This is a genomic window from Nonomuraea sp. NPDC050783, assembly GCF_040802095.1.
In the GTDB taxonomy this organism is placed as follows: domain Bacteria; phylum Actinomycetota; class Actinomycetes; order Streptosporangiales; family Streptosporangiaceae; genus Nonomuraea.
On the sequence record NZ_JBFAHK010000019.1, the window covers coordinates 98,347 to 123,934 of the forward strand.

32 protein-coding genes and 1 pseudogene are annotated in these 25,588 nt (G+C 73.4%); 16 read left to right on the forward strand and 17 right to left on the reverse strand.

Features of this window, described 5'->3' with window-relative positions:
* Complete coding sequence (locus AB0H75_RS37585; RefSeq protein WP_367804422.1) at positions 1 to 573, forward strand: TetR/AcrR family transcriptional regulator; 573 nt, start codon at positions 1 to 3, stop codon at positions 571 to 573.
* Positions 574 to 595: 22 nt separating this feature from the next.
* On the opposite strand, the gene sigJ is transcribed toward AB0H75_RS37585, so the two are convergent.
* Positions 596 to 1,546: an RNA polymerase sigma factor SigJ gene (gene sigJ / locus AB0H75_RS37590; protein WP_367804423.1), complete on the reverse strand. Its 951-nt coding sequence runs from the start codon at positions 1,544 to 1,546 to the stop codon at positions 596 to 598.
* A 104-nt stretch (positions 1,547 to 1,650) separates the two neighbouring features.
* Between sigJ and AB0H75_RS37595 the strand changes: the two genes are divergently transcribed.
* Complete coding sequence (locus AB0H75_RS37595; protein ID WP_367804424.1) at positions 1,651 to 2,013, forward strand: hypothetical protein; 363 nt, start codon at positions 1,651 to 1,653, stop codon at positions 2,011 to 2,013.
* Positions 2,014 to 2,102: 89 nt separating this feature from the next.
* Positions 2,103 to 2,549: a DUF6461 domain-containing protein gene (locus AB0H75_RS37600; protein ID WP_367804425.1), complete on the forward strand. Its 447-nt coding sequence runs from the start codon at positions 2,103 to 2,105 to the stop codon at positions 2,547 to 2,549.
* Here the strand turns inward: AB0H75_RS37600 and AB0H75_RS37605 are convergent.
* Positions 2,510 to 3,187, reverse strand: coding sequence for a TetR/AcrR family transcriptional regulator C-terminal domain-containing protein (locus AB0H75_RS37605; protein ID WP_367804426.1), 678 nt, complete (start codon positions 3,185 to 3,187; stop codon positions 2,510 to 2,512). The two genes, AB0H75_RS37600 and AB0H75_RS37605, sit on opposite strands and share 40 nt — an antisense overlap.
* A gap of 73 nt (positions 3,188 to 3,260) precedes the next feature.
* Here AB0H75_RS37605 and AB0H75_RS37610 point away from each other — a divergent pair, with 73 nt between their 5' ends.
* Complete coding sequence (locus AB0H75_RS37610; RefSeq protein ID WP_367804427.1) at positions 3,261 to 4,631, forward strand: FAD-dependent monooxygenase; 1,371 nt, start codon at positions 3,261 to 3,263, stop codon at positions 4,629 to 4,631.
* 9 nt (positions 4,632 to 4,640) lie between these two features.
* Here the strand turns inward: AB0H75_RS37610 and AB0H75_RS37615 are convergent, their stop codons facing one another.
* Positions 4,641 to 5,270, reverse strand: a complete 630-nt coding sequence (locus AB0H75_RS37615; protein ID WP_367804428.1) for a response regulator — start codon at positions 5,268 to 5,270, stop codon at positions 4,641 to 4,643.
* Positions 5,210 to 6,487, reverse strand: coding sequence for a sensor histidine kinase (locus AB0H75_RS37620; protein ID WP_367804521.1), 1,278 nt, complete (start codon positions 6,485 to 6,487; stop codon positions 5,210 to 5,212). Before AB0H75_RS37620 ends, AB0H75_RS37615 begins: the two co-directional genes overlap by 61 nt.
* A 129-nt stretch (positions 6,488 to 6,616) precedes the next feature.
* Here AB0H75_RS37620 and AB0H75_RS37625 point away from each other — a divergent pair, with 129 nt between their 5' ends.
* Positions 6,617 to 7,594 (forward strand): hypothetical protein, encoded by a 978-nt coding sequence (locus tag AB0H75_RS37625; protein ID WP_367804429.1) that lies wholly within the window; start codon positions 6,617 to 6,619, stop codon positions 7,592 to 7,594.
* 51 nt (positions 7,595 to 7,645) lie between these two features.
* Here AB0H75_RS37625 and AB0H75_RS37630 read toward each other — a convergent pair whose 3' ends face one another.
* The 6 genes from AB0H75_RS37630 to AB0H75_RS37655 all read right to left on the reverse strand — a co-directional run bounded on the left by AB0H75_RS37630 (position 7,646) and on the right by AB0H75_RS37655 (position 11,505).
* Complete coding sequence (locus AB0H75_RS37630; protein ID WP_367804430.1) at positions 7,646 to 7,933, reverse strand: DUF4287 domain-containing protein; 288 nt, start codon at positions 7,931 to 7,933, stop codon at positions 7,646 to 7,648.
* Positions 7,934 to 8,013: 80 nt separating this feature from the next.
* Entirely contained in the window at positions 8,014 to 9,030 is a 1,017-nt protein-coding gene (locus AB0H75_RS37635; protein WP_367804431.1) for a polysaccharide deacetylase family protein, read from the reverse strand.
* Between the two features lie 172 nt (positions 9,031 to 9,202).
* Positions 9,203 to 9,568, reverse strand: a complete 366-nt coding sequence (locus tag AB0H75_RS37640; RefSeq protein WP_367804432.1) for a bleomycin resistance protein — start codon at positions 9,566 to 9,568, stop codon at positions 9,203 to 9,205.
* Between the two features lie 67 nt (positions 9,569 to 9,635).
* Positions 9,636 to 10,286 carry a hypothetical protein gene (locus AB0H75_RS37645; RefSeq protein ID WP_367804433.1) on the reverse strand — a complete coding sequence of 217 codons (651 nt, stop codon included), beginning with the start codon at positions 10,284 to 10,286 and terminating at the stop codon, positions 9,636 to 9,638.
* A 65-nt stretch (positions 10,287 to 10,351) separates the two neighbouring features.
* The gene (locus AB0H75_RS37650; protein WP_367804434.1) at positions 10,352 to 10,897 is read right to left on the reverse strand and encodes a nitroreductase family deazaflavin-dependent oxidoreductase; all 546 of its coding nucleotides are present in this window, start codon (positions 10,895 to 10,897) and stop codon (positions 10,352 to 10,354) included.
* Between the two features lie 2 nt (positions 10,898 to 10,899).
* A complete protein-coding gene (locus AB0H75_RS37655) occupies positions 10,900 to 11,505 on the reverse strand; it encodes a DinB family protein (RefSeq protein WP_367804435.1) in 606 nt (201 codons plus the stop codon).
* 158 nt (positions 11,506 to 11,663) lie between these two features.
* On the opposite strand from AB0H75_RS37655, the gene AB0H75_RS37660 reads away from it, so the two are divergent.
* Positions 11,664 to 12,896: a cytochrome P450 gene (locus AB0H75_RS37660; RefSeq protein ID WP_367804436.1), complete on the forward strand. Its 1,233-nt coding sequence runs from the start codon at positions 11,664 to 11,666 to the stop codon at positions 12,894 to 12,896.
* A gap of 66 nt (positions 12,897 to 12,962) precedes the next feature.
* Here AB0H75_RS37660 and AB0H75_RS37665 read toward each other — a convergent pair whose 3' ends face one another.
* On the reverse strand, positions 12,963 to 13,649 hold the full coding sequence (locus AB0H75_RS37665) for a hypothetical protein (protein ID WP_367804437.1): 687 nt from the start codon (positions 13,647 to 13,649) through the stop codon (positions 12,963 to 12,965).
* Between the two features lie 119 nt (positions 13,650 to 13,768).
* On the opposite strand from AB0H75_RS37665, the gene AB0H75_RS37670 reads away from it, so the two are divergent.
* On the forward strand, positions 13,769 to 14,551 hold the full coding sequence (locus AB0H75_RS37670) for a neutral zinc metallopeptidase (RefSeq protein WP_367804438.1): 783 nt from the start codon (positions 13,769 to 13,771) through the stop codon (positions 14,549 to 14,551).
* A 31-nt stretch (positions 14,552 to 14,582) separates the two neighbouring features.
* Here AB0H75_RS37670 and AB0H75_RS37675 read toward each other — a convergent pair whose 3' ends face one another.
* Positions 14,583 to 15,077 (reverse strand): Lrp/AsnC family transcriptional regulator, encoded by a 495-nt coding sequence (locus tag AB0H75_RS37675; protein WP_367804439.1) that lies wholly within the window; start codon positions 15,075 to 15,077, stop codon positions 14,583 to 14,585.
* A 114-nt stretch (positions 15,078 to 15,191) separates the two neighbouring features.
* Between AB0H75_RS37675 and AB0H75_RS37680 the strand changes: the two genes are divergently transcribed.
* From AB0H75_RS37680 to AB0H75_RS37695, 4 genes are all read left to right on the forward strand, one after another.
* The gene (locus AB0H75_RS37680) at positions 15,192 to 15,644 is read left to right on the forward strand and encodes a DUF2000 domain-containing protein (protein WP_367804440.1); all 453 of its coding nucleotides are present in this window, start codon (positions 15,192 to 15,194) and stop codon (positions 15,642 to 15,644) included.
* Between the two features lie 155 nt (positions 15,645 to 15,799).
* Positions 15,800 to 16,273 carry a hypothetical protein gene (locus AB0H75_RS37685; protein ID WP_367804441.1) on the forward strand — a complete coding sequence of 158 codons (474 nt, stop codon included), beginning with the start codon at positions 15,800 to 15,802 and terminating at the stop codon, positions 16,271 to 16,273.
* A 51-nt stretch (positions 16,274 to 16,324) separates the two neighbouring features.
* Positions 16,325 to 16,921, forward strand: coding sequence for a TetR/AcrR family transcriptional regulator (locus AB0H75_RS37690; RefSeq protein ID WP_367804442.1), 597 nt, complete (start codon positions 16,325 to 16,327; stop codon positions 16,919 to 16,921).
* Positions 16,918 to 17,589 carry a haloacid dehalogenase type II gene (locus AB0H75_RS37695; protein WP_367804443.1) on the forward strand — a complete coding sequence of 224 codons (672 nt, stop codon included), beginning with the start codon at positions 16,918 to 16,920 and terminating at the stop codon, positions 17,587 to 17,589. Before AB0H75_RS37690 ends, AB0H75_RS37695 begins: the two co-directional genes overlap by 4 nt.
* Here AB0H75_RS37695 and AB0H75_RS37700 read toward each other — a convergent pair.
* Positions 17,564 to 18,574: an alpha/beta fold hydrolase gene (locus AB0H75_RS37700; RefSeq protein ID WP_367804444.1), complete on the reverse strand. Its 1,011-nt coding sequence runs from the start codon at positions 18,572 to 18,574 to the stop codon at positions 17,564 to 17,566. The genes AB0H75_RS37695 and AB0H75_RS37700 overlap by 26 nt on opposite strands.
* Between AB0H75_RS37700 and AB0H75_RS37705 the strand changes: the two are divergent.
* From AB0H75_RS37705 to AB0H75_RS37715, 3 genes and pseudogenes are all read left to right on the forward strand, one after another.
* Positions 18,504 to 18,668 (forward strand): annotated as a pseudogene (locus AB0H75_RS37705) (sigma factor-like helix-turn-helix DNA-binding protein); the annotation flags it as partial. The gene AB0H75_RS37700 and the pseudogene AB0H75_RS37705 sit on opposite strands and share 71 nt — an antisense overlap.
* A 53-nt stretch (positions 18,669 to 18,721) precedes the next feature.
* Positions 18,722 to 19,369 (forward strand): TetR/AcrR family transcriptional regulator, encoded by a 648-nt coding sequence (locus tag AB0H75_RS37710; RefSeq protein ID WP_367804445.1) that lies wholly within the window; start codon positions 18,722 to 18,724, stop codon positions 19,367 to 19,369.
* Positions 19,366 to 19,506 (forward strand): hypothetical protein, encoded by a 141-nt coding sequence (locus AB0H75_RS37715; RefSeq protein WP_367804446.1) that lies wholly within the window; start codon positions 19,366 to 19,368, stop codon positions 19,504 to 19,506. Before AB0H75_RS37710 ends, AB0H75_RS37715 begins: the two co-directional genes overlap by 4 nt.
* 294 nt (positions 19,507 to 19,800) lie before the next feature.
* Here the strand turns inward: AB0H75_RS37715 and mca are convergent, their stop codons facing one another.
* Complete coding sequence (mca, locus tag AB0H75_RS37720; protein WP_367804447.1) at positions 19,801 to 20,721, reverse strand: mycothiol conjugate amidase Mca; 921 nt, start codon at positions 20,719 to 20,721, stop codon at positions 19,801 to 19,803.
* A gap of 74 nt (positions 20,722 to 20,795) precedes the next feature.
* On the opposite strand from mca, the gene AB0H75_RS37725 reads away from it, so the two are divergent.
* On the forward strand, positions 20,796 to 21,491 hold the full coding sequence (locus AB0H75_RS37725) for a TetR/AcrR family transcriptional regulator (RefSeq protein ID WP_367804448.1): 696 nt from the start codon (positions 20,796 to 20,798) through the stop codon (positions 21,489 to 21,491).
* Here the strand turns inward: AB0H75_RS37725 and AB0H75_RS37730 are convergent.
* Positions 21,464 to 22,270 carry an MBL fold metallo-hydrolase gene (locus AB0H75_RS37730; RefSeq protein WP_367804449.1) on the reverse strand — a complete coding sequence of 269 codons (807 nt, stop codon included), beginning with the start codon at positions 22,268 to 22,270 and terminating at the stop codon, positions 21,464 to 21,466. The genes AB0H75_RS37725 and AB0H75_RS37730 overlap by 28 nt on opposite strands.
* A gap of 49 nt (positions 22,271 to 22,319) precedes the next feature.
* Between AB0H75_RS37730 and AB0H75_RS37735 the strand changes: the two genes are divergently transcribed.
* On the forward strand, positions 22,320 to 22,718 hold the full coding sequence (locus tag AB0H75_RS37735) for a MerR family transcriptional regulator (RefSeq protein ID WP_367804450.1): 399 nt from the start codon (positions 22,320 to 22,322) through the stop codon (positions 22,716 to 22,718).
* On the opposite strand, the gene AB0H75_RS37740 is transcribed toward AB0H75_RS37735, so the two are convergent.
* Both AB0H75_RS37740 and AB0H75_RS37745 read right to left on the reverse strand, forming a co-directional pair.
* Entirely contained in the window at positions 22,719 to 23,927 is a 1,209-nt protein-coding gene (locus tag AB0H75_RS37740) for a hypothetical protein (protein WP_367804451.1), read from the reverse strand.
* Positions 23,928 to 24,040: 113 nt separating this feature from the next.
* A complete protein-coding gene (locus tag AB0H75_RS37745; RefSeq protein ID WP_367804452.1) occupies positions 24,041 to 25,576 on the reverse strand; it encodes a dolichyl-phosphate-mannose--protein mannosyltransferase in 1,536 nt (511 codons plus the stop codon).
* Positions 25,577 to 25,588 lie beyond the last annotated feature (12 nt).

Sequence of the window (25,588 nt, forward strand, 5' to 3'; positions counted from 1 at the left end):
GTGCGGAGAAATCCCGAACGGCGGCAGGCGCTGATCGACGCGGCCATCGAGGTCCTGGCCAGGGAAGGGGCGCGCGGGCTGACGTTCCGGGCCGTCGACGCGGAGGCGGCCGTGCCCCCGGGCACCGCCTCCAACTACTTCGCCAACCGCGACGACCTGTTCACCCAGGTCGGCGGGCGCATCTACGAGCGGCTCCTGCCCGACGAGGTCACGCTCGCCCGCGGCCAGGAGGGCGTCCAGGACGAGACCCGCTACGCCCGGCTCATGCACGAGCTGGTGGATCGGGTCTCCGCCTTCAACTCCGGCTACCTGGCCCTGCTCGAACTCCGGCTGGAGTCCACCCGGCGGCCCGAGCTGCGCGAGGTCCTGACCGAACGCATCCGCCAGGACATCGACGCCAACATCGGCTACCACGCGGCCTCGGGCCTGCCCGGCGACTCGACCTCGGTGGTGCTCCTCTACCTCGCGCTGAACTGGCTCATCGTCGAGCGGCTGACCCTGCCCGGCATCTTCAGCGACCAGGAGATCCACGAGCTGGTGGACGCCGCCGTGCGGAGGTCGCTGAACGCCTGACGCCTGACGTCCGACGGGTGGATCAGCCCGGGGTCGTCCCGCCGTCCGCGCCGGGCGAGCCTTCCGTGAGGGGCCGGTCCTCGCGGGTCCACGGGCGCAGCTTCTCCGGGTTGCGGACCGCCCAGATCCGGGTGACGCGGCCGTCGGCGACGTCGAACGAGGCCACCACCATGACGGCGCCGTCGCGCCGGGCCACCAGGCCCGGCACGCCGTTGACCGGCCGCTCCAGGAGTTCGAGCCCCGGCGCCAGGTCGGCGAGGGCGACCATGTAGCGGGCGACGCGCGCGCCGCCCTCGATCGGGTGCGGGGTGGTGCCGGCCAGGCCGCCGCCGTCGGCGGTCAGCACGGCGGCCGGGTCGAGGAGGTCCACCAGGGCCGCGATGTCCTTCGTCTCCCAGGCCGCCTTGACCTGCCGCACCGTGTCGGCCTGCGCGGACGCCCTGACCGGGGCGCGCGCGGCCTCGGCCCGTCGCCGGGCGGAGGCCGCCAGCTGCTTGCAGGCCGCGGGGGTGCGGCCCAGGACGCCGGCGATCTCGGCGAAGGGGTAGCGGAAGACGTCGTGCAGGACGAGCGCCACCCGCTCGGCGGGCGTCATCGACTCCAGGACGACGAGGAACGCCATGGTCACCGACTCGTCCAGGACCATCTGGTCGGCGGGGTCGGCGCCCTGGCCGCCGCTCCGCTCGGCGCGGTCGGGCAGCGGCTCGGGCAGCCACTCGCCGACGTAGCGTTCGCGCCGGGCCCGCGCCGAGCCGAGCACGTCCAGGCAGATGCGGCCGGTCACCGTGGTCAGCCAGGCGCCGGGGGAGACGATCTCGTCCTGCCGGCTCCGGGGCAGCGCGTACCAGCGGGCGTAGGCCTCCTGGACGGCGTCCTCGGCCTCGCTCAGCGAGCCGAGCAGCCGGTAGGCGACGTTGATCAGCCGGCGCCGCTCGCCGGCCATCGCCTCGGCGCTCGTTCCCGCCGTTCCCACGGTCGCGGCCGTCCCCTCGCCTTACCTTTCGCGGGCCCGCTTCGTCGGACCGTTAAGACCTTATCGACCTACTGCCTGCGGGCGGACAAAGGGGGACCTTCGGCATGGCCACTCACGCGACGGCACAGCGCCGTCTCTCGTTCCTGCGGATCGCGATCGCCCTGCAGACGCTGACCATCTTCCTCCAGGCGGTCTCCGCCGGGCTGCTGCTGACCACGTCCTACGGGGAGACGCTGCACAGCGCCGGGGCCCGCGTGATGTACGGGGCCACGGTCCTGTACCTGGTCGCGGCGGTGCTGGCGTGGAAGCCGGGCGGCGGCCCGCTCCGGCCCGTCGGGCAGGCGGCCGGGTTCCTCGTCCTGGCCTCGGCGCAGGTCCTGCTCGGCATCGCGCACGTGCCCGCGGTGCACCTCCCGCTGGGCGTCCTGATGTTCGGGCTGAGCGTGCTGGCGCTGGCCCGGCGCTGAGACCCCCGGGACGGGCGGCGCGCCGGCGTCCTGCGGCGTCCGGGCGGTTCCGTTCTATGGTGGTCACTCCCCGGACGGAGGAGATGATCGTGAGGGGCGTCACGGCTGAGGACTATCGCTGGGTGGAGGAGTTCGGGGATCTGCTCGGCTCCGGCTTCTGCGTCACCTTCGTCAAGGAGCTCGATCCCCGCGAGGTGCTGCGCCGCCTGCGCGCCGTGGACGATCCCGACCACAGCGGCCCCGGCGGCGTCGAGGCCGGACCGGCCCAGGGTGGGTTCGATCCCGCGTACCGCGGTCACGGCGGCACCCGGCACCCGGACGACCAGGTCCTCGACGCCGAGTACCCGGACATGATCCCCGGCTACCGGGATCCCGGCGACGGGTTCGTCGCCCGCCATCTCGAAGCCGCGTTCGCCCTCGCCGAGCATCGCACCGGCGTGCGCCTGGAGCCCGGGCACCTGCGGGGGATGCCGCTGTACGCGTCCATCGCGCACTACTACGCGCCCGAGGGCGGCGGAGCGCCGGAGATCTTCTGATCGGGGGCCGCCTGGCGGACGGCCTCCATGCCCGCCAGCACGATGCGCAGGCCGTACTCGAAGTTGTCGTCGCTGCCGGCGGCGTGCAGCTCCTTGGTCACGCTCGCCGTCAGGGGATACCGGGCTCCGTCGATGGCCACCTCCTGCGCGTAGGGGTTGGGGCCTTCGTAGCCCTCGCCCGTGCGTGCCTGCTGCTCGATCGTGAAGCCCACGACGTAGTGCAGGACGGCGGGGAACGCGCGGGCCGCCTCGGCGGCCGGGAAGCCGGCGTCGGTGAGCGTGCGCAGGACCAGCTCGAACGTCCGCCCGATGGACGGCCCCGTCGAGTAGGACCCGGCGGTGACCCTGGCGCCGTCGCGGTAGCGGAGCATCGCGTCGCGCATCCGGCGCGCGAGGCCGGCGATCCATTGTTGCCAGGTCTCGTGGCGGCCGGGGCCCTCGACGCCGTCGGCCGCCTCGGCCGTGATCAGCCCGGCCATCAGGTCGAGCAGCTCGTGCTTGTTCTTGACGTGCCAGTAGAGCGTGGGCGCCTGGACGCCCAGCTCCTTGGCGAGCATCCGCATGGTCAGGCCGTCGAGGCCGACGTCGTTGAGCAGCCGCAGGCCGGTCCGGGCGATCAGGTCGGGTGTGAGAGGCACGGTTGACAATCTAGCAGTATTAGAGCTAGACCTAACATCGTTCGAGAAAACCCTAATGTTGTTAGGGGAGATCATGGAGGACGTGGTCATCGCCGGCGCCGGCCCGACCGGCCTGATGCTGGCCTGCGAGCTGCGGCTGGCCGGCGTGGACGTGCTGGTGCTCGAAAGGCTGACCGAGCCCACGCGCGACTCCAGGGCGGGCGGGCTGCACCCGCGGTCGCTGGAAGTGCTCGACCAGCGGGGGATGCTCGACCCGTTCCTGGCCGAGGGGCGTCCGCTGCCGGGTGCGCGCTTCGCCGGAATGCCGCTCGACCTGTCGGTGCTGCCGACCCGGCACCCGTTCCTGCTGGTGATCGTGCAACGCCGGATCGAGCGGCTGCTCGAAGCCCGTGCCCGGGAGCTGGGCGTGCGGATCCGCCGCGGGGTCGAGGTGACGGGCCTGCACCCGGGGCCGGCGCCGGCGGCCGGGGAGCCGCTCGTGGTCGAGACCACGGCCGGGCCCGTGGAGACGCGCTATCTGGTCGGTTGTGACGGCGGCCGCAGCGCGGTGCGCCGGCTGGCGGGCGTCGACTTCCCGGGCACGCCGGCGACCACCACGTCGATCCTCGGGGACGTCGAGCTCGCCGACCCGCCCGAGGAGCGGTTCCTGCTCCGGCGGACGCCACGGGGAAACTTCTCGGTGCTCGGCTTCGAGGAGGGGTGGTGGCGGGTGATCGTGGACGAGGCCGGGGCGGCCGTCGCCGACTCGGCGGCCCTCGGCTTCGAGGACCTGCGGGCGATGCTCGTCCGGGTGGCGGGCACCGATTTCGGGATGCACAGCCCGCGGTGGATCTCGCGGTTCACCGACGCCGCGCGGCAGGCGGCGCGCTACCGCTCCGGACGTGTGCTGCTGGCCGGGGACGCGGCGCACGTCCACTCGCCGGCCGGGGGCCAGGGGCTGAACACCGGGCTGCAGGACGCGTTCAATCTCGGCTGGAAGCTGGCCCTCGTCGCGCGGGGGAGCGCCGGCGAGGAGCTGCTCGACACGTACCACGAGGAGCGGCATCCCGTGGGCGCCCGGGTGTTGTCCAACACGCGCGCGCAGGGCGCGCTGAGCGCGCCCGGAGAGCACGTGGACGCGCTCCGCGCGCACGTGGGCGACCTGCTCGCCACGCCGGAGGCGAACCGGAGGATCGCCATGATGATCACAGGGCTGGACATCTCCTACGGGCTCGGACCGCGCGTACCCGACCGGGACCTGCCCGACGGGACGCGGCTGTTCGAGCACCTTCGCGCGGGCCGCCCGATCCTGGCCGACGCCCCGGGCGAGCCTGTGGACGGCCGCCTTGTGAGCGAGCTGAAGGGACTCGGGGAGCCGCTGCTGATCAGGCCCGACGGGCACCCCGCCTGGAAAGGGCCGCTGGGCCGTGAAGCGTTGGCCACGGCCCTGCGACCCTGGCGCTGACGTCGCGGGTCAGGGGCGGGCCCGGCCGGTCGACCAGGCCCAGGCGGCGATGGCGACGCGGTTGCGGGCGCCGGTCTTGCGCTGGATGGCGGCGATGTGGTTCTTGACCGTGCCGGGGGAGATGAAGAGCTCGGCGGCGATCTCGGCGTTGGTCCTGCCGTGCGCGAGCAGCGCCACGATGTCGTCCTCCCGCTCGGTGAGGACGACGCCCGGCGTCTCGTCCGGCAGGCCGTGCCTGCGCAGCAGCCGGACGGTGAGCTGCGGGCTGATGAGCACGTCGCCGTTCACCGCCGCCCGGACGGCCTCGACGAGGAGGGCGGGGCCGGAGCGTTTGAGCACGAACCCGGCGGCGCCGTGGCGCAGCGCCGCGTGGACGTACTCGTCGAGGCCGAACGTGGTGACGATCACCACGTGGACGCCGGAGCCGGCGAGGGCGCGGGCCACCTCGATGCCGTCGGCGCCGGGCATCCGGATGTCGGCGAGCACGACGTCGGGCCCGATCGCCCTGGCGGTGTCGATCGCGGTGCGGCCGTCGGCCGCCTCGGCCACGACGGTCATGTCGGGCTGAGCGTCGAGGATCATGCGGAAGGCGCTTCGGATGCCTTCCTGGTCGTCGGCGACGAGGATGCGGATGGGCACTCCGGTGATTGTGCCAGCGGCAGGTACGCGCTCAGCGACCACCCGCCGGGCACGGCCCGCGCCAGCAGCTCGCCGCCCCGCTCCCCGACCAGCTCCGCCAGGGCGGGGAGGCCGGACCCGCCGCGCCGGCCGCCGCGCGTCCCGGTCACGCCGTCGTTGGCCAGGGTGATCTCCAGGCGGCCGGGCGCGGCGGTGACGTCCAGCTCGACGCGGCCGGCCAGGGGAGCGTGCCGCCGGACGTTGGTGAGCCCCTCGACCACGATCCGGTACGCCAGCGCCGCGACGTCCGCCGGCACGTCCGCCCGCTGGTCCATGCGCAGGCGGACCTGCCCGGGGCCGGCGGCGGAGAACCGCGCGGCCACCTCGCGGATGCCGGCGAGGTCGCCGGTGGAGGTGAGCGGCCGGTCGTGGTGGAGCATGTCCAGGGTGCGGTCGAGCATCGACATGGCCCGCTGGCCGGCCGCTTCGACGCGTTCGAGCGCCCGCAACGGGTCGCCCGCGACCTGGCCCGCCTGGGCGTGCGCCACCATCTCGCTGATGTCGTGGGCGACGAAGTCGTGCAGGTCCCTGGCCAGCCGCAGGCGCAGCGCGGTGCGGGCGCGGGCCTGCCGGCCGTCGAGGGAGCGCAGGTAGCCGCCGGCGGCCGCGGCGAGCAGCGCGCCCGAGCTCCAGAACGCGCACGCGCCCACCCCTTCCAGGGGCGAGTCGGGAGCGAAGAAGCGCAGCAGCCAGGTGGCCGAGGCCAGGCCCGCCACGGGCGCGGCCACCGCCGCCCGCCGGGCGGGCTCGTGGCGGACGGTCAGGCCGGTCAGCGCCATGAGCGCCACGCTCTCGGCCATCGCCGGCGCGACGGCGGCCGGCTCGGCCCGTACGGCGCCGGTGGCGTGGGCCAGCGTGACCGCCAGCGAGGCGGCCGCGGCCACGTAGCACGTCAGGACGGCGGCGCGCGGCCCGAGCGGCGGCCGCCGCGGCCGCCGCGGCAGCCGTCGCAGCCGTCGCGGCGGCGCGGGAGCGCGCGATCCGGGCGGTGGCGCGGGAGCGCGCGATCCGGGCGGCGGCGCGGGAGCGCGCGATCCGGGCGGCGGCGCGGGAGCGTGCGATCCGGGCGGCGGCGCGGGAGCGCGGGGTCCCGGGCGCGGCCGGGACAGCCGGGAGAGTGCCGCCGTCGTCACCGCTGCCAGGGAGGCCAGCAGCGACGTCGACACGGCGATCCACATCCAGCTCACCGGACGACGATACGTCCAGGCGGGAGCCGGGCCACAGGTGCCGTTCGGCACGTTCGCCGGGGGTGGGAGGTGCCGAACGGCATCTGGCCCGCCGGCCTGCCGCCCGGCGACGCTGATCGTATGAGGACCATGACTTCCGCCTGGCGCGGCTACGCGGCGGCACTGTGGGCACTGGTCTACGGCGCGCTCGCCGCGGCGTGGGCGCTCGGCCTGCCCGGTTTCCCCTGGGGTCTCTCCGATCCCGACCCGGACGGGGCACTGTCCGCCCTGGCCGGGGTGACACCCCGCTCCGGCTGGTGGATCGCCGCGTTCTGCCTGCTCGCCGCGGTGACGGCGCTGGCGCTCACCCGCGGGGGCGACCGGCGTGCGCCGTTGTGGGCGGCCTGGCCGATCGCCGTGACGCTGGTCCTGGTGGTCCCGGACTCGCGGCTGATGATGGGCGTCGCCTACACGCCGCTGCTGCTGGTGGCGCCGGTTTTCGGCTGGAGCCTGGACGGCGCCACCCTGGCCGACGCCTGGCCGTGGCCCGTGCTGAACCAGCTCCTCTGCGTGCTCGGCGGGCTGCTGATGGCCGCCGCGGCGCTGGCGTACGGCCGCGACCGGTCCCGCGCGCGGTGGTTCACCCCGGAGCGGGGGCGCGTGGCCGTGTACGTGGCCGTCGCGGTGCCCCTGGTGTACTGCGTCACCCGGTGGGCGTGGGCGCTGGGCATCCCGCTCGGGGTGAGCCCGCGGTTCCTGGCCGAGGGCGAGGACGGCATGTGGCTGGCGGGCGCCTACCTGGCGACCTTCGGCGCGTTCGGCGGCGTGCTCACCCTCGGGCTGATCCAGCGGTGGGGTGAGGTCTTCCCGCGCTGGATGCCCGGCCTGCGCGGCAGGCGGGTGCCGCCGCTGCTGGCGGTCGTCCCGGCCGGGTTCGTCTCGATCATCGTCACGGTGGCCGGGCTGACCTACATCCGGTGGACGGTGGCCGGGCGGTTCTCCGTGGCGGAATGGGGCGCCTGGCTGCCGGAGTGCTTCTGGCCGATCTGGGGCGCCGCGCTGGCCGCGGCCACCGTCTCCTACTACCTGCGCCGCCGGGAGGAGCCGTCCCCGGCCTGACCGGCCCGGGCCGGGCCGGACGGTCAGGGGCGGCCGGTCAGGGGCGGCCGGTCAGGGACGGTTGGCCTTGCCGTCCAGCCACAAGGTGTCGCTCTCGTCCCGGTGGGAGCCCGAGCTGCCGACGTGCTTGGCGTCGATCTTCGGGCCCTTCTTGATCACGTGGACCAGCGCCATCGCGTGGCCGCGGCCGAGGCCGTACTCCTCCTTCAGCCAGTCGACGATCGTGGCGGCCTTCGTGGCGGGGTCGTCGTAGCCGCGCTCCTTCGCCAGGGCGATGAACTGGCGCGGCGTCAGCCCGGTCTTGTCCTCGACGTTGTCCAGGTACGCCTGGAACGACATGCGGTTCTCCGTTCTGAGGGGTCTTGTCCGCGGTGAGCTTGTCGTCCTGTGGCGCGATCTGTCAACGGACGTGCCCGGGGTCAGGCCGCCCGGCAGGAGACCGACGGCCAGGTCCAGTTGCCGTTGTGCTGGATCGTGAAGCCGAAGGTGTTGCCGCTGCCGTTCGGGCGCATCGTCATCACGTTGCCGCTGGAGTCCCAGGACGGGGTGCCGTTCCAGGTGGCGATGACCCGCTGCGGCGGGTTCATGGTGACCGTGACCGCCCACGAGGTCGTGCCCGAGACCGTGACCGACAGGTTGAAGCGGTCGCTCCACTGCTGGCCCTGCTGGACGGTGGCCGTGCAGGTGCCGCCCCCGGGCGTCGGGGAGGTCGGGCCGCCCGTCGGGCCGGTGCCGCCGTCGGGGGCGACGGCGCGGCCGGTGGTCGGGGAGATCATGCCGGCGCACAGGTTGCGGCTGCGCAGGTTCGCGGCGATCTGCGGGACGGCGGCCAGCGTCGTGGCGTACTGGTCGTGCATGAGGATGATCTGGCCGTTCTGCAGGCGGCCGGCGGCCTGGACGATCTGGGCGGTGCTGGCGCCGTTCCAGTCCTGCGAGTCGACATCCCAGATGATCTCCCTGAGGCCGAGCTGCTGCTCGACGGACTTCAGCGTGGCGTTGGTCTCGCCGTACGGGGGGCGGAACAGGCGGGGCGCGGTGCCCGTGGCCTGCTGGATGGCCTGCTGGGTACGTTGCAGCTCGGACTGGATCTGCGAGCTGCCGAGCTGGGTGAGGTGCGGGTGGGTGTAGCTGTGGTTGCCGATCCACATGCCCGCGTCGCGCTGCGCCCGGACCAGGGCCTGGTTGTTCTGGGCGTTCTGCCCGATGTTGAACATCGTGGCGCGTAGGCCGTTGGCGGTCAGCGCGTTGAGCAGGTTCGAGGTGTTGGCGGGGTTGGGGCCGTCGTCGTAGGTCAGGCCGACGTAGCCGGCGCTGCAGTCGGCGAGGCTGCGCCGGGCGGACGCCAGCGCGGCGGTCGCGGTGGCGGCCAGGCAGAGGGCGAGGAGCGCGCCCAGGAGGGCGGCGGCGAGGGGTTGACGGCGTTTCCGGTCGATCATGCCGATTCCTTGATCGTCGGGGGGCGGATTCACCTCCGGTCATTGTGGATACGGCCCAGAAATGTGTCAACGATGGTCAGAAATGTTTCGGCAAGACAGGCGGGAGAACGATGCCTTCAACCGTTTCTACGTCGTCTTTCGTGTGGCGAAATGTTTCGGGTACGCGAATCTTTCACCGGCGGGAGCCCACCCGGTGCAGGGTGCCGTCGGGGTCGACGTAGGAGAACTCGCGCAGCCCGTAATCGGTGTCGTGCGGCGGGTGGAAGCGACCGGGAAGGCCGGTCGCCGTCCACTCGGCGTGCAGGGCGTCGGCGTCGGAGACGTACAGGTAGACCACGGCGCCCGTGCGGGCCGGGTCGTGCTCGTCCCACTCGCTCAGGTGCAGCGAGACCCGACCGCGCTCGGCGTACCCGTAGCGGGCCGGGCCGTCGTAGGCCCGGACGGCGAACCCGAGCCGGCGGTACCGTTCGAGCGCCACGTCCAGGTCGCGCACCGGCACCACGGGGGCCACGTCCTCGAACACCACGTCGTCGGTCACGGGATCTCCTTCGCCGTCGGAAGCCGGGACCCCAGTCTCCCCCGGCCGGGGCGGTCCCGGCCGGCGATCACTCGTCCGACTTGAAGGTGAAGGACGCGGGCGGGCGGAAGGACGGGTCCGGCGTCCCGTACACCAGGGAGATCTGCTGGTGCGACCTGATCACCACGGCGGCGGGGTCGCCGGAGACCGGCTTGCCGTCCACCTCGGCGGCCAGGACCTTCCCGCCGCCGGCCCTGAGCGCGCCGATCCGGTCGGCGGACAGGGTGACGCCCCACTGCCGGAAGAGCTGGCCGAGGGTGAAGACGTCGCCCTTGGTGTGCGACTCGACGTGGATGACGCCGCGGTCGTCGTGGGTGTGCACCGGGGACATCTCCTCGCCGACGATGCCGATGTCGGCCGGGACCTCCACCTCCTCGCCGTCCACGAAGACGCTGAGATGGGCGTGGTAGTGCTCGGCGTGGCCCATCGGGCCGGGGGCGAGGCCGGCGGCCCGGATGCCGGGCAGCGGGTCGGCGGGGATCGGCCACGGCGGGGTGCCGCCGTCGGCGGGACGGGGGGCGTGCGCCTGCACGTACTGGTAGGCGCCGATGCCGGCGGCGGCGAGCACCACGGCGGCGAGGCCGGCGATCAGGGGACGGCGGCGCGCGGCGCGGCGCGGCCGGGTGTCCTCCGCGGGCTCGGCGAGCTCTGGGTTCTCGTGCATCACCTCTTGGGACATGCCGTCATGATGAACGAGGGAACGCGCCCGGACGCGGGCCGGGCGCAGGCAGGATCCGGCCGTCTTTACCGGCCATCGGGATGCCCGGCGGATAAGGGGTGTTGAGGGTTGCCATCGGGGACGAGGCGGAAGACACGCAGCTCGCGGCCCGAGCGGTCGGTGTAGCCCTGGTAGAGCGGCCAGAAGCGGACGAGCGCGGCCCAGGCCCGCTCCCGTTCGGCGCCGGTCAGCAGGGTCGCGGTGACGGGGACGACCCGGCCGCGGAAGGTGACCGTGGCCCGCGGGGTGCTGAGCAGGTTGCCGCTCCAGGCAGGGTGCCGCTCCTTGCCGAAGTTGCTGCCGACCACGAGGAACGTCCCGTCGTCGCCGGGCAGGCAGGCCAGCGGCGTGTCGCGGGGGCGGCCGGTCCTGCTGCCGGTCGTGGTGAGCAGCAGGTGGGGGATGAGGCGGTCGCCCATGAGGACGCGCCCGCCGGTCAGGCGGTTGAGCGCGCGGTCCAGCGGGGGAACGATCCTGGACCCGGCCAGGGCGAAGCCCCTGGTGCCCGACAACCACTGGAAGAACGGGCGGACCGCGGCGATGGCGCGGTCACCGAACCGCTGCCCCGCCACCGTCAGCCCCCGTGCGGCTGGTCGCCGGCGGCCTGCTGGGCGGCCTGTTCGAGGCGCTTGTGGTGCTCCGCCCACCAGGCGTCGTCCACGTCCGGCAGGTTGCCGTTGTCCCGGCGCAGGCCGGCGGCGCCGTCGATCAGCTCGCGGACGATGTCGGCGTGGCCCGCGTGGCGGTTGGTCTCGGCGATCACGTGGATGAGGATGCGGTGCAGCGTGACCGGGTTGCGCTCGGCCGGCCACCAGGGGACGTGACCGGTCGCGTCCAGGGACAGCTCCTCGATCGTGGTGTCCGCGTGGTCCCAGGCGCGCCGGTAGAGGGCGATGATCTGCTCGCGGGACTCGTCGGGGGTGGCCCACAGGTCGGCGTTCGGCTCGGCGTCCTCGGCCACCCAGGGCAGCGGCTCGCCGGACGGCCGGTCGAAGGTGCCGCCGAAGTATTCGAGCTCGATGCTCGCCAGGTGCTTGACCAGGCCGAGGAGGTTGGTGCCCGTGGGGGTCAGGGGGCGGCGCACGTCGTACTCGGACAGGCCGTCGAGCTTCCAGAGGAGGGACTCGCGGACGCTCCTGAGGTAATGGTGAAGATCCGCTTTGGGGTCCGATGCGCTCATGCGGGCCATTGTGTCACCGCAGGGGGAGCCCGGGCGGGGGCCGGGACGTGGCGCGGTCGGCAGGTGTTGGCGGCTCGGGAGTGACAACGTTCGCGACTTGGCCCGGCCGGGTGCAGCGCGGACAGTGAAGGAGTCATCCCTCCATGTCGGGAAATTTCATGGCTACTCCTCTTCCGCTGCCCGCCCCCGCGGAGCGGACGTCCGAGACCATCCGCCGCTACCGCGACCGGAGCGGGCCCGTCATCCGCGTCGAGCTGCCCGGCGGGGTGCCCGCCTGGCTCGTCAGCTCGTACGAGCTGGTCAACGAGGTCCTCACCCACGACGGCCTGCTCTACAGCAAGGACCCCCGCAACTTCACCGCGCTGAACGACGGCACCATCCCCGCCGACTGGCCGCTGCGCCGGCTCATCGAGGGCGACCACCTGCTCGTCAAGGACGGCGAGGACCACCGGCGGCTGCGTGGCCTCATCAACCACGCCTTCACCCCGGGCCGCGTCCAGCGCCTCGAACCCCGTGTCCGGCAGATCACCGACGAGCTGCTGCGCCAGCTCGCCGCCGAGGCCCGCCACGCCGACGAGGTCGATCTCGTCCACCTCTTCACCGAGCCGCTGCCCGTCATCGTGATCTGCGAGCTGTTCGGCATCCCCGAGGGCGAGCGGTTCCAGATCCGCGACTGGAGCGGCATCCTGCTGTCGCACGCCGCCGCCCCCGAGCAGGTCATGGCGGCCCAGCGGGGGCTGCTCGGATACCTGTCCCACTACATCGGGCGCAGGCGCGACGAGCCCGGCGACGACCTGACCAGCGCCCTGATCCGGGCGCAGGAGGACGACGGCGACCGGCTGTCGGACGAGGAGATGGTGTGGATCCTGTGGCTGGTGCTCATCGCCGGTCACGAGACCACCGTCCACCTGATCGCCAACGCGGTCGTCGCGCTGTGCGCCGACCCCGGGCAGCTCGCCTTCGCCCGCGACAACGACGCCTGGGAGCAGGTGGTGGAGGAGGCGCTGCGCAGCCGCAACTCGGTGATCGGCGCCGCGTTCCGCTACCCGCTGCGCGACGTGCGGCTCGGCGGGGTGACGATCGGCGCAGGGGAGCCGGTGCTGCTCGGCGTGAGCGGCGCCGGGACGGACCCGGCCAGGTTCGGCGCCGACGCCCAGCGCTTCGACCTGACCCGGGCGCCGGACGTCCACCTCTCCTTCGGCCGCGGCCCCCACTTCTGCCTCGGGGCGCCGCTGGCCCGGCTGGAGGCGCGCGTCGCGCTGTCGTCGTTGTTCGCCCGTTACCCCCAGCTCCGGCCGGCGGTCGCGCCGGGCGCGATCCCCTACACCTCCTCCCTCATCACCGAGGGGCCCGCCGCCCTTCCCGTGATCCTCGACCCCCGGGAGCCGTGAGCGCGCCGATGGCCCGCCCACGTCGCTCGCGGGGGTCGTCCGTGGCGGATGTCCCCTGGGACGGGCTCAGTCGTTCAGCAGCCCGTCGAACAGGCCGCTGAGCCCGAGATCGCTCAGGAACGAGTACCGCGGCGGGTCGTCGGACCAGACCGGCGTGCCCACGGCCGGAGCGAGCTCGTAGTCCGTGTCGGCGGCCATGTCATCGGCCATGTCGTCGGCCGCCTTACCGGCCATGCCGCCGGTCGTGCGGCAGGCGGCCGGGCCGGTGAGGACGGCGTCCACGATCTCCCGCAGACTGGCGGAGTCGAGCACGGGCTGCTCTCCCCGGGCCGGGCCCGAGGCCGAGGCCGGGCGCGGGGCGATGCCCGCGCGCCAGGACTGCGTGCGGGGCTCGTCCTGCGCGTCGGACGCGCAGGTCACCGGCCCCGCGCCGAGTGCTTCGAGGAGCTCTACGACCGCGGGGGAGCCGAGCATCCCCGGTCGCCCGGACTTCGAGGTGCGGGAAGGGTTGTGCTCCAGGCACGAGCGAAGCTGGTTGATCACCCCCCGGTAGGACGCCCTGGTCGGACCGTCAGCGGCGGTCGGAGCCATGGCCCAGGTCTGGGCGTAGGGCGGCGGCGAGACGTTGAAGCTGATGTGGCGGTGCTGGCCGCCGCAGAGCGCGGCGGCGGGACGGCTCTCCGCCGTGGCTGGGCCGGCGGCCAGCAGCAGGCCGGAGGCGACGACGAAGGTCATGATGGTGTGTTTGCACATGATGCTTCCTGCGAGTGCTTATCTGATCATCCGCAGTGATCATTACCCTTAGTGGTGTTTGAATTACTCCATAGTTGGATCTAGCGCTCTTTACCGGAGGGGCCTTATCCTCGCCGGTCGTGAAAACTCTTCAACTCGCGGCCCTCGTCTGCGCGCTCGCGGCGCCCATTGCCGGAGCGCCGGCCGCGAATGCTGCCATATATCCCGTCAAAGACCGCCAGCTCACCGAAAATCCGCTCTATGCGGCCGGCCCGCTGCCTGCCACGACGTGCGGCGAGCCCCGCGTCAGGCGCGGCGACCGCGCGCGGGCCAGGGCCTACGTGAATGCGGTACTCGCCTGCCTGGAAAAGACGTGGGAACGACACCTGGTGGACGCCGGACTCGGTTACAAAAAGGTCAAGGTGCGTCACATGTCACGGATCCCGAAAAAGTACTGCGGATTCGACGTGACCGATGAGGAGTCGCAGGCGTGGTACTGCGACCGTAATGACACGTTTGCCTTCCAGATCGGCAAGGACTGGCTCGACGACCCCTCCGACCTGTGGCTCTTCCACACGACGGCCTTCATGTACGGCTACCACGTGCAGAAGCTCGTCGCCATCGACGCGGCCTACGACAAGCTGCCGTACCAGAACAAATCGGAGTTCTACGAGCAGTCGCGGCGGAAGAGCCTCCAGAACGACTGCCTGAGCGCCGCGTTCCTGAAGAGCGTCTGGCCGATGAAGAACCGGGCCGAGGAGGACTGGTACGCGCTGCTGGACCTCGTCCAGGGCGACCGGCGCGGCGAGAAGCGCTGGTCCGGCAGGACCGGCACGATCAAGAACTGGATGCGGGCCGGCTTCAAGACCGGCGACCCGGCCTCCTGCAACACCTGGACGGCACCGTCCTCGAAGGTGGCGTGAGCGTCCGCGTCCCCCGAGCGGGGGCCCGCGACTACCGCTTGCGGGCGGTGCGGGGGCGTGAGGGGGCCTGCGGCGGCAGCACCTCCACCGACGTCTTGCGGATGTGGTCGTAGACCAGCGAGGTGCGGACGTCGGCGATGTTGCGGTGCCGCGAGACGTGGTCGAGCACGAAGTCGCGCAGGTGGCCGGCGTCGCGCACGCCGACCTGGATGATGAAGTCGTCCCCGCCCGAGACCACGAAGACGGCCAGCGTCTCGGGCAGCGCGGCGACGTAGTCGCGGAAGCCCTCGACGGCCTCGCGGATCTTGGGGTGCAGCCGCACGTTGATGAGCGCCTGGACGGGGCGGCCCACGGCGTCCAGGTTGACCTCGGCGTGGAAGCCCTCGATCACCCCGGAGGCGCGCAGCGAGCGCACCCGCTCCAGGCAGGTCGAGGGCGCGAGGCCGATGCGCTCGGCCAGCTCGCGGTTGGTCTGGCGGCCGTCGCGCTGCAACTCGGCGAGGATCGCCGTATCAAGTTCGTCCACCGGCCCATCGTGCCACGATCCGCCGAATTTCCTTCGGAAAACAGCGATCGGCTTTGGCGGAAGGACGGCCCCGAAGCCAGTCTGTTGCGAGAACTTCGGAGAAGGGATCGTCAGATGAGCATGCTCGCCGACCTCGAACGCCGGGGCGACCTGCCGACCAGAGAGCTGCCGGTGAAGTGGGTCATCGTCGTGGACCGGGACCTGCCGCGCGGGTTGCAGGCCAACGCCGCCGCCTGCCTGGCGGCGTCCGTGGGGGTCGCGGTGCCGGCGATCGTCGGCGCGGGCGGGGTGGACGCCGCCGGGGCCGCGCACGCGGGGCTGCCCTGGACGGGCTGCACCGTGCTGGCCGCCCCCGCCGCCGTCGTGCGCCGCCTCAGGGACGACGCGGCCGGCGAGCCCGAGCTGGTCATGGCCGACATGGCCGACATCGCCCAGCGGGCGACCGCCTACGACGACTACCTGGCCGCCCTCGCCCGCACCGGGGAGCCGTCCTACTACGCGGTCAGCCTGTTCGGGCCGCGGGCGGTGGTGGAGCGGCTGACCGGGCGGCTCCCGCTGCTGCGCTGAGCGCGGCCGTCCGGGAGGGTTGAGCGCCGGCCGCCGTCCGGGAGGGCTGAGCGCCGGCCGTCCGGAGTGCTGAGCGCCGCCCCCGGAGGGCACGTCAGCGGCCGTGTCAGCGCGGGGACGGCCCGCTGTCAGGGCGGCCGGAGATGGTGGGGGACATGGACGACGCAGCGACTGCCCGTTCCACCGAGTTCCGCGACCTGCCCGAAGGAGCACCCGCCATGTCCGTCACCCTCGCCCTCACCGACCAGGACCAGCTCACCCTGCGCGTCGCCGCCTGGGGCGCGGTGTCGCTGATGTCGGCCGCCGGCGCGGCCGGCTCGGCCCACAAGGCCGGCGTCAACGCCTCGATCGCGCTGACCTCGGCCACCGGCCCGGTCGGCCACGTGCTGGCCAAGGCGCCCAAGGGCGTGCAGTACGGCAGGACCGTGGCCGCCCTGGCCGACCAGGTGCTGCCCGCCCTGACCGCCTCCATGAGCCTGCTCGCCGAGCGGGACCCGGCCGAGGCCGGCAACTTCCGCCGCACGGTCCTGGTCGCCGTCGAGGCGGCCGGCCGCTCGCAGAAGGGGGAGCCCAGCCCCGTCATGGCCGAGATGGCCCGCAAGATCACCGAAGCCCTCGACGCCGCCTGACGGCACTGCTATCTTGGAACAACCGTTCCAAGATAGGGAGGGGGCCGGCGCGTGCCGGACGTGAAACACTTCGACCCCGACGCCGTGCTGGAGCAGGTGGAGCGCCTGTTCTGGCAGCGCGGCACCGCCACCACCGGCATCGCCGAGGTGGTGGCAGCCACCGGGCTCAGCCGCTCCAGCCTGTACGCCACCTTCGGCGGCAAGCGGGAGCTGTACGTCAAGGCGCTGCGCCGCTACGTCGAGCGCCGCTCGGCCCCGGTCGTCCAGGCGCTGGCGGCCGACGGGCGGGGGCTGGCGGCCGTCGAGGCGTTCTTCGACCGGCTGATCGAGGCCCGCTGCGCCGGCGAGCACGCCCGCTGGGGCTGCATGGTCGCCAACGCCCACACCGGCGCGGAGGGCGGCGACCCCGAGGTGCGGGAAGTGCTCGACCAGCACCAGGAGCGGCTGCGGGCGGCCCTGCGCGCGGCGCTGGAGCCCGCCCGCGACCGGCTGCGCCCGGGCACGGACCCGGACGCGGCCGCCGAGATGCTCACCCTGCTGGCCTACGGGGTGAACCTGCGTTCGCGCGCCGGCGCGGACCCGGGCGTCCTGCGGCGGGGCGTGGCCGCCGCGATCGACTCGCTGAGACCGACCGAGGAGCACCCGTGACCGACGCGCCCATCCAAGCAGTGATCTTCGACGTGAACGAGACACTCACCGACATGGAGCCGCTGCGCGCCTGCTTCGAGGAGGCCGGGCTGCCGGGAGCCCTCATGGACACCTGGTTCGCGAGCGTGCTGCGCGACGGGTTCGCGCTGACCGCGGCCGGCGGGTACGCCGGGTTCGCCCAGGTCGCCCGGGACGTCCTGGCCGGCATGGGGCTGGCGGACGACGGCATCGAGCACGTGCTGGGCGGCTTCGCCGGGCTGCGCGTCCACCCCGACGTGCCCAAGGGCATGCGGCTGCTGCGCGAGGCCGGCGTCCGGCTGTTCACCATGACGAACGGGGCCGCCGCCATGACCGAGGGCGTCCTGGCCCGCGAGGGGCTGCTCGACCTGGTGGAGGCCAGGCTCGACGTGAGCGGTCCGCGCGCGTGGAAGCCCGCCCGCGCCGCCTACGACTTCGCCGTCGCCCGCGCCGGGGTGCGGCCCGGCCAGGCCGCCCTGGTGGCCGTCCACCCGTGGGACATCGACGGCGCGCGGCGGGCCGGGCTCGTGGGCGCCTACCTGGACCGGCGCGGCACGCCGTACCCCGGCGTCATGAGCGCCCCGGACGTCACCGCGCCGGACCTGCCGGCGCTGGCCGCCGCGCTCACCGGGACGGGAGCGGCCGGCTAGCCAGGAACTCCAGCACCAGAGGGCTCGCGACCTCGCGGAACTCCTCGAAGTAGGCGTGCCGCGCCCCCTCGATCAGCCGCAGCTCCGCGCCGGGGATGTGGCCGGCCAGGAGCGGCGCGTTGGCCGCCGGGTTGAACACGTCGTCGGTGCCGTGCATCACGAGCGTGGGCGCGGCGATCGAGGGCAGCACGTCCCAGGCGTCGTGCCCGGCGCTCGCGGCCAGATGGCGGCGGCGGGCGTGGGCGGGCATGGCCGGGTCGCCGGTCGTGCGGTACGGGCCGGGGTGCGCGGCCAGCCAGGCCGGGGTGTACATGAGCTCCAGCAGCGCCCGCGCCGCCGCCTCGCGGTCCGGCTGGGCCAGGGCCCTGCGGACGTCGTTGTCGCGCTCGACGCCGTGCGCGCCGCCCGGCGAGCTGCATCCGAGCACCAGCGCGCCCACCCGGCCGGGATGGTCGGCCGCCAGCCACTGGGCCACCCGGCCGCCCATCGACGTGCCGTAGACGTGCGCCCGCTCCACCCCCAGCTCGTCCAGCACGGCCACGACGTCGGCGGCGAAGCCCCGGGTCGTGTACGGCTCGTCCGGCTTGTCGCTGTCGCCGGTGCCCCGGTAGTCGAGCGTGATCGTGCGGTGGGCGGTCGCGAAGTCGTCCCTGACCGGGTCCCACCACCGGTGGTCGTTGGCCTGGCCCTGCAACAGCACGAGCGCCGGGCCCTCGCCCCTGATCTGATAGGACAGCTTCACTCCGCCGTCGGTCGTCGTGTAAGGCACGGGATCGATGGTGCCGCATCCGGCATGATGTCCGATCCGGCGGCTGGTGGGGACGCGCGGGCTCGCGGCGCCGGTGCCCACGCGGCGGGCGGGGTCGCGGGGCGGCGAGGCGTTCGTGACCGACGGCCGGCCGGCCGAGCCGGGCGACGACACGCTGGTGCTGCGGTTCCTGTGCTGCCATCCGTCGCTCACGCCGGCCTCGCAGGTCACGCTCACGCTGCGGGCCGCCGGCGGCCTGAGCACCGCCGAGATCGCCCGCGCCTTCCTGGTGCCCGAGGCGACGATGACCCGCCGCCGCATCCGACGGAGTGACCACTCACTCCTACTTGACGGAGTGAGTACTCACTCCGTATCGTCGTGGGCATGACCGAATCGACAGGCCGGCGGCGAGCGCCGGCGATGACCCCGGAACAGCGCCGCGAGATGATCGTCCGCGCGGCCCTCCCCCTCGTCGTGGAGTACGGCACCTCCGTCACCACGGCCCAGGTCGCCCGCGCGGCCGGCATCGGCGAGGGCACCGTCTTCCGCGCGTTCGGCGACAAGGAGGCCCTGCTCGACGCCTGCATGGCCGAGGCGCTGCGGCCCGACGACACCCTCGCCCACATCGCCTCCATCTCGATGGAGCTGCCGCTGGCCGAGCGCCTCATCGAGGCGGCCGAGGCCCTGCGCGGCTACCTGAGCAGGATGGGCGCGGTCGCCGGCGCGATGGCGGCCTCCGGCGGGCTGCGCCGCGGCGACCCGACCGCCCCCGCCTCCAGGGAGGGCGAGAGCCCGGAGGAGCGCCTGCGCCGGGGCAACGACGCGCGGCAGTCCTCGCTCACCGCGCACCGCGAGGCCCTGGCCGGGCTGTTCGACCCGGAGCGCGACGCGCTCAGGTTCCCGCCCGAGCGCCTCGCCCAGGCGTTCGGGATGCTGATCATGGCGGGCGGGCGCAGCCCCGACCCGATCTCCTCAGCCGAGCTGGTGGACCTGTTCCTGCACGGCGCCCTCACCGGTAGCGGGCCCTCGTGAGGGACCTCTACGAGGACCGGGCCCCGCGCACCCGGGCGAACGCCGTCCCGCGCGCCGACGTCGGCACGGCCACGGCGGGCTCGATGCTCACCAGGCAGCTCGGCGGCTCCTTCGGCTGGCCTGCGCGCGGACCCTGATGGGCGGCTCGCGCGTGACGGCCGCCGGGCGGGCGCCACGATCGCCTGGCTCGGCGTCACTGCGGGGACCCTCGCCCTGGCCGCCCTGCTCCTCGTACGCGAGGTCCCCTGACCGGGCCAGGACCTGGAAAAGTTCCGGTCGGTACGGGGAATGGACCGGGCCGGGGTGTGGTTACATAGAGCGTGGCCGGTGTGTCCAGTGTCCCCGGGCCTCACCTATCGCCTTCACGGAATACCGTTCGGCTGGAGCCGTGTTGTGCCTTTCGCCGAGAGGCGACCTGCACACCGGTACACCTACGCGTCGAACGCCCGCCCTCCCCGGAGGGCGGGCGTTCGTGCTTGCGGCCGCAGGCCGGCGAACAGGTCGTCCTCGGGCAGGGTGGTCGCGACGTGTGAGCGTGCCAGGCGGTAGTCCTCGGTCGGCCAGACCTCCCGCTCGACGTCCCGGTCGTGCCGCATGAAACCGGCGTGGGGGTCGATCTGGGTGGCGTGCGCGAGCAGCGCCCGGTCCCTGACCTCGAAGTACTCCGCGCACGGCACGCGGGTGGTGGGCGCGACGGCGGGCGCGTCGCCTGGCAGCTCGGCCAGGACGGCGGCCATGCCCGAGTCGAGGCCGCGCGCGGTCAGCGCCTCGTGCATGGTCCGGAACCACGCCGCCGACAGGGCGCCGTGGTAGTACAGCTTGGCGGGCCGCCAGGGCTCGCCCGTCCCGGGGAAGCGGCCGGGATCGCCGGCCGCGTCGAAGGCGGCCACCGTCACCTCGTGGGTCCTGACGTGGTCGGGGTGCGGGTAGCCGCCGGTCTCGTCGTAGGTCACCACGACGTGCGGGCGGAACGCGCGCACCAGCGCCACGAGCCGCCCGGCCGCCTCCTCCAGCGGGGCGAGGGCGAAGCAGCCCGCGGGCAGCGGCTCGCCCGGCGCGGGCAGCCCGGAGTCCACGAACCCCAGGAAGTGCTGCCGCACGCCGAGGATCCTCCGGGCGGCGGCCATCTCCGCCCGGCGGATCGCGGGCAGGCGCTCCCGCACGCCCGGCCGGTCGAGGGCGGGGTTGAGCACGTCGCCGCGCTCCCCGCCGGTGCAGGTGACCACCAGGACGTCCACGCCCTCGGCGGCGTACTTGGCCAGCGTCGCCGCGCCCTTGCTCGACTCGTCGTCGGGGTGGGCGTGCACGCTCATCAGGCGCAACGGTTCTTCTTGGGTGATACGGAGGTTCATGTGACCTAACTTAGGTCGAACCTAAAAATGGGTCAAGGTAATTTTTGTGATGATGCCATGCGATGATGGACGTCATGAGCGCTGGACTTCGCGAGCTGAAGAAGCGGCAGACCCGGCAGGCGATCTCCGACACCGCCACCCGGCTGTTCCTGGAGCACGGGTTCGAGAAGGTCACCATCGCCGAGATCGCCGCCGCCGCCCAGGTGGCCAAGATGACCGTCACCAACTACTTCCCGCGCAAGGAAGACCTCGCCCTCGACTACCACGAGACCTTCACCGCGAGCCTGGCCCGCGCCGTCGCCGCCCGGGAGGCGGGCGAGTCCGCGCTGGGCGCCCTGCGCCGCGAGCTGCTGGCCGCCGTCGAGCGGCACGACGCCGTGGCCGGGTTCTCCGGCCCCGACTTCGCCCGGATGGTCACCGGCAGCCCCACCCTCGCCGCCCGGCTGCGCGAGCTGCACGACCTGCGCGAGGAGGCCCTGGCCCGGGCGCTCGCCGCCGAGACCGGCGAGACCGCCGAGACCGGCGAGGCCGGCGAGGCCGGCGAGGCCGGCGAGGCCGCCACCGCCGCCTCCGGGGATCTGACGCCCCGCGCGGCGGCAGCCCTGCTCGCCGCCGCCCATCGGGTCCTGTTCCAGCAGGTCATGGAGCTGACCCTGGCGGGCAGGAGCCACCAGGAGATCGCGACCGTCGTGGCCGGCTCCGCCCGCCAGGTCTTCGACCTGCTGGAGCCGTCCCTGGGCCGTTACGCCGTGCGCCCGTCGCCCGCGTGACGGGCCAGCTCCCAGGGGTCGTGGGCGGACAGGACCGTCACGCCGTGCTCGCCGGCCAGCGCGCGCAGGCGCTCCCGGCTGTCGAGCCGCCGCCCGGCGTCCACCTGCGAGCCGAGCTGCACGACGTCGAACATCGGGTGGGAGCGCGGCTCGGCGGCCAGCTCGCCGTGGTAGAAGTAGGCGTCCCCGGCGTGCAGCAGCCACCGCCGGCCGTCGTGCACCGCCACGCCGGCGTGGCCGGGGGTGTGCCCGGGGAGCGGCACCAGCAGGAAGTCCTCCGGCAGCCCGGCCAGGGGCCGCACCCCGTCCACGCCGAGCCAGCGGGTGCCGTCGCCGTCGTAGAGCACCCAGTCGGGGCCGTGCGCCCAGTGGCCGGGCCGGTAGCGGCGGCTCGGGGCCTCGGCCAGCGCGGCCTCCAGCTCGGCGGCCATCACGTGCACGCGGGCGTGCGGGAAGTCCGGCAGGCCGCCGCTGTGGTCCACGTCCAGGTGGGTGAGGACGACGTGCCGCACGTCGGCGGGATCGTGGCCGAGCGCGGCGAGCTGCCGCACGGCCGGCTCGGCGGGGGACAGGGCGGGGGCGGTCAGGTCGATCCACTCGCGGTCGAGCAGCTCGCCGGGGCGGGCCACGTCGCCGGTGCCCAGGCCGGACTCGACGAGCACCAGCCCGTCGGCCGGGGTCTCGACGAGCAGCGCGTGGCAGACGGCGGGCACGGCGGGGCCGCCGTCGAGGGCGTCCACCGGGCGCATCGAGGCGAGGTTCAGGTGATGGATTCGCATGCGGGCTACACTGCGACTTGAAGCGCGGTTCAAGTCAAGGAGCCAGGTCATGGCGGAGGCGTTGCTCGACATCGGCGAGGTGGCCAGGCGCAGCGGGCTGGCCCCGTCCGCGCTGCGGTTCTACGAGCGCAAGGGGCTCATCGAGGCGGAGGGGCGCAACGGGCTGCGGCGCGCGTACCGGCCGGAGACGCTGGACCTGCTGGCGATGATCACCTGCGCCCGCGACGCCGGGTTCACGCTCGCCGAGATCGCCGCGTTCGTGCGCGCCCGGCCGGCGGACGCGCACGTACGCGAGCGCATGGCGGCCAAGGAACGCGAGGTCAGCGCGCGCATCGCGCAGCTCACCCGGCTGCGTGACAGCCTGCGCCACGCGGCCGGGTGCGAGCACGACCCGCTCGTCGAGTGCCCCGACTTCAAGCGGGCCCTGGGCCGGGTGCCCCGGGGGTGATCAGATGGGGCGGCCCGAGCTGACGTACTTGCGCGGGCGCAGGGCGTGGGCCCGCAGCGCGGCCAGGGCGGCGAGCTGGCCGGAGCGGTCCATGCGCACCACCAGCTCGTCGCTGTAGGCCAGCCCCAGCGCGGTGAGCTGGTCGACCAGGTCGGACACCGGCCGGGCGACGTCCTCCACGCCCGCGGCCGGGTGCCAGCCCTCGCCGCCCACGACCTCGGCCACCCGCTCGCGCAGCTTGGCGGGCGACATCAGGGTGCCGTCGGCCAGCAGCATGAGCGCCGCCTCCCGGGCCGCCACCTCGAACTCGTGCTCGCCCTTGGCCAGCAGCAGCCGGGTGACCGCCGTCCACATGGCCTCGGGCGAGGCCAGCAGCCGCCGGCCGTGCTCGGTGATGGCCAGCCGGGCGCCCTCGCGCCGGATCGCGCCCAGCTCGCGCTCGGCCAGCTCGCGCAGCCGCAGCGCGGCGGGCGAGGGGGCCAGCCGCAGCGGCAGCGTGCCCTCCCTGGCCGCCAGCGAGAGCAGCTTGTGCAGCGCCGGCAGGGGTTGCGGGGACACCGGCGCGTGCAGGCGCACCTCGAACGGCTGGGCCAGCTCCCGCCGGGCCGGCCCGCGCCCCAGCACCCAGCGGTTGAGCCGCTCGCCGTGCACCCGGTTGAGCCAGCTGTCGCCGCCCAGCTCCGCGCGGGCCTCGGTGAGCCAGCGGCGGGTGAGCGCGGTGCGGTCGATCTGCTCGCCGGCGACGATGGCCAGCTCCAGGGCGGCCGAGCAGGCGAGGTGCGCGCCCAGCTCCTCCGGCCCCATGATCATGCTCCACTGAAGTTCAGGGACGTCGGGCGGCAGCACGCCCGTCGCCTCCAGCGCCTTCTGGTAGGCGCTGGTGCCGGCGTCCTCGCCCTCGCGCGCGTAGGTGCGCAGGATCTGGGCCGTCGTCGGGGACACGCACAGTGCCGCGTACCGCTCCAGCCCCCCGAGCTGCAGCAGCCGGCCGAGCGAGCGGGCCAGCCGCTCGTGGTCACCCTCGGGACGGAGCGGCCCCACCTTGAGCGGCAACGTGTACCAGAGGAACTCGCAGACGTCGAGCTGGGTCACGCTCTCCAGCGGCTCGCCGCCCGTCAGCCACTCGACGGCGGTCCTGGCCTCCTCGGCGATGTCCGGCTCAGAGCGCTCCAACTCGGCGAGCAGGGCGGTGACATCCGGTGCACTCATGCCTCGAAGTTTGCCGTATCGACCCCTGGCCTGACGATGACCGAATCCGGTCCGTATTGGGTCTTGCACAGTGAATACCCTAAGAAAGCACTATTGACCGGACTGTGGGCGGATCAGATCCATCGTTTTTCGAACAACATGCGTGCCTTCCACTCCGTGTACGGGATCACCTCGGCGGACAGGATCGGATACAGCCACCAGAAGTTGATCAACGCTAGCAGGGCGAAGGCCCCCACGACGGCCGCCCCCACGGTTCGCCGCACCGGCATGGAGCCCCGGGCGGTCGGCTGGGCCGGGCCGATGATCAACCCGGCGCACAACGTGATGGCCAGCACCATGAACGGCACCATCGGGATGGCGTAGAACAGGAACATCGTGCGGTTGTCGGCGATGGCGAAGTAGAACCACGGCAGCCAGCCCATCGCGTAGGCCAGCAGCACCGCCCCGGCCCGCCAGTCGCGCGAGGAGACGTAGTAGGCGATCAGCGCCACCAGCGCCGCCAGCGCCCCGAACCAGATCACCGGCGTGCCGACGCCGAGCACCGCCTCCGAGCAGTCCTTGACGCCGCAGACGTTCTGCCGGCCCTCGTAGTAGAAGGCGACCGGGCGCAGCAGCAACGGCCACGACCACGGCTCCGACATGTACGGATGCGTGCTCTCCAGCCCGCTGTGGAAGGTGAACACCTGCCACTGGTACTTCACCCACGACCGCATCGAGTCGAACAGGAAGAACAGCGGGTTGCCCGGCGCGGTGGCCTGCGCCCAGTTGCGCCCGTAGCCGTAGGCCGAGGCGAACCAGCCGGTCCAGGTCAGCATGTACGCCACGAACGGCACCACCGCGAAGGACAGGAACCCCTGCGGCACGTCCTTGTTGAACGCCCCCGCGTACGGGTGCCGCAGCCCCACGGCCCGCCGCGCCCCGAAGTCCCACAGCAGCGACAGCACCGCGAACGCGGCCAGGAAGAAGATCCCCGACCACTTGACCGACATCGCGAAGGCCAGGCACACCCCGGCCGCCAGCCGCCAGGGCCGCAGGCCCAGCCGCGGCCCGTAGGGGGAGACGGGGGAGCTCTCGTACCAGGTGACCAGCCGCTCGCGCGCCTGGTCGCGGTCGACCACGAGGCAGGCGAAGGCGGCCAGGACCCAGAACATGAGGAACACGTCCAGCAGCGCCGTGCGCGAGAGCACGTAGTGCAGGCCGTCGAGGGCCAGCAGCAACCCGGCGAAGCAGCCGAGCAGCGTGGAGCGGGTCATCCGGCGCGCCACCCTGGCCAGGACCAGGATCGACAGCGTGCCGACGACGGCCGCGCTGAAGCGCCAGCCGAACGGGTTGAGCCCGAACAGCCACTCGCCGACGCCGATCATCCACTTGCCGAGCGGCGGGTGCACGACGTAGGAGGCGCACTTGTCGAGCGCGTCGGCGGCGCACTTCTCCCAGATGTCGGTCCTGCCGGCCAGGATCGCCTTGTCGGCGTCCTTGACGGCCACCCGCTCGACGCCCCAGGTGAGCAGCGAGAACGCGTCCTTCATGTAGTACGTCTCGTCGAACACCACGGCCTTGGGGTGCGGCAGGTTCCAGAACCGCAGGATCCCGCCGAAGATCGTGACGAGCAGCGGGCCGATCCATCCCCACATGACGCTGCCGCGCATGGGAGGGATGAC

Coding starts and splice junctions, on each gene's coding strand:
- AB0H75_RS37645 (WP_367804433.1), bottom strand. CDS start 10,286: ATGTCCCAAGAGGTGATGCACGAGAACCCAGAGCTCGCCGAGCCCGCG.
- AB0H75_RS37685 (WP_367804441.1), top strand. CDS start 15,800: ATGGACGACGCAGCGACTGCCCGTTCCACCGAGTTCCGCGACCTGCCC.
- AB0H75_RS37725 (WP_367804448.1), top strand. CDS start 20,796: ATGAGCGCTGGACTTCGCGAGCTGAAGAAGCGGCAGACCCGGCAGGCG.
- AB0H75_RS37735 (WP_367804450.1), top strand. CDS start 22,320: ATGGCGGAGGCGTTGCTCGACATCGGCGAGGTGGCCAGGCGCAGCGGG.
- AB0H75_RS37635 (WP_367804431.1), bottom strand. CDS start 9,030: ATGATCGACCGGAAACGCCGTCAACCCCTCGCCGCCGCCCTCCTGGGC.
- AB0H75_RS37710 (WP_367804445.1), top strand. CDS start 18,722: ATGACCGAATCGACAGGCCGGCGGCGAGCGCCGGCGATGACCCCGGAA.
- AB0H75_RS37745 (WP_367804452.1), bottom strand. CDS start 25,576: ATGCGCGGCAGCGTCATGTGGGGATGGATCGGCCCGCTGCTCGTCACG.
- AB0H75_RS37680 (WP_367804440.1), top strand. CDS start 15,192: ATGAGCATGCTCGCCGACCTCGAACGCCGGGGCGACCTGCCGACCAGA.
- AB0H75_RS37665 (WP_367804437.1), bottom strand. CDS start 13,649: ATGTGCAAACACACCATCATGACCTTCGTCGTCGCCTCCGGCCTGCTG.
- AB0H75_RS37595 (WP_367804424.1), top strand. CDS start 1,651: ATGGCCACTCACGCGACGGCACAGCGCCGTCTCTCGTTCCTGCGGATC.
- AB0H75_RS37730 (WP_367804449.1), bottom strand. CDS start 22,270: ATGCGAATCCATCACCTGAACCTCGCCTCGATGCGCCCGGTGGACGCC.
- AB0H75_RS37610 (WP_367804427.1), top strand. CDS start 3,261: ATGGAGGACGTGGTCATCGCCGGCGCCGGCCCGACCGGCCTGATGCTG.
- AB0H75_RS37655 (WP_367804435.1), bottom strand. CDS start 11,505: ATGAGCGCATCGGACCCCAAAGCGGATCTTCACCATTACCTCAGGAGC.
- AB0H75_RS37660 (WP_367804436.1), top strand. CDS start 11,664: ATGGCTACTCCTCTTCCGCTGCCCGCCCCCGCGGAGCGGACGTCCGAG.
- AB0H75_RS37630 (WP_367804430.1), bottom strand. CDS start 7,933: ATGTCGTTCCAGGCGTACCTGGACAACGTCGAGGACAAGACCGGGCTG.
- AB0H75_RS37740 (WP_367804451.1), bottom strand. CDS start 23,927: ATGAGTGCACCGGATGTCACCGCCCTGCTCGCCGAGTTGGAGCGCTCT.
- AB0H75_RS37620 (WP_367804521.1), bottom strand. CDS start 6,487: ATGTGGATCGCCGTGTCGACGTCGCTGCTGGCCTCCCTGGCAGCGGTG.
- AB0H75_RS37625 (WP_367804429.1), top strand. CDS start 6,617: ATGAGGACCATGACTTCCGCCTGGCGCGGCTACGCGGCGGCACTGTGG.
- mca (WP_367804447.1), bottom strand. CDS start 20,721: ATGAACCTCCGTATCACCCAAGAAGAACCGTTGCGCCTGATGAGCGTG.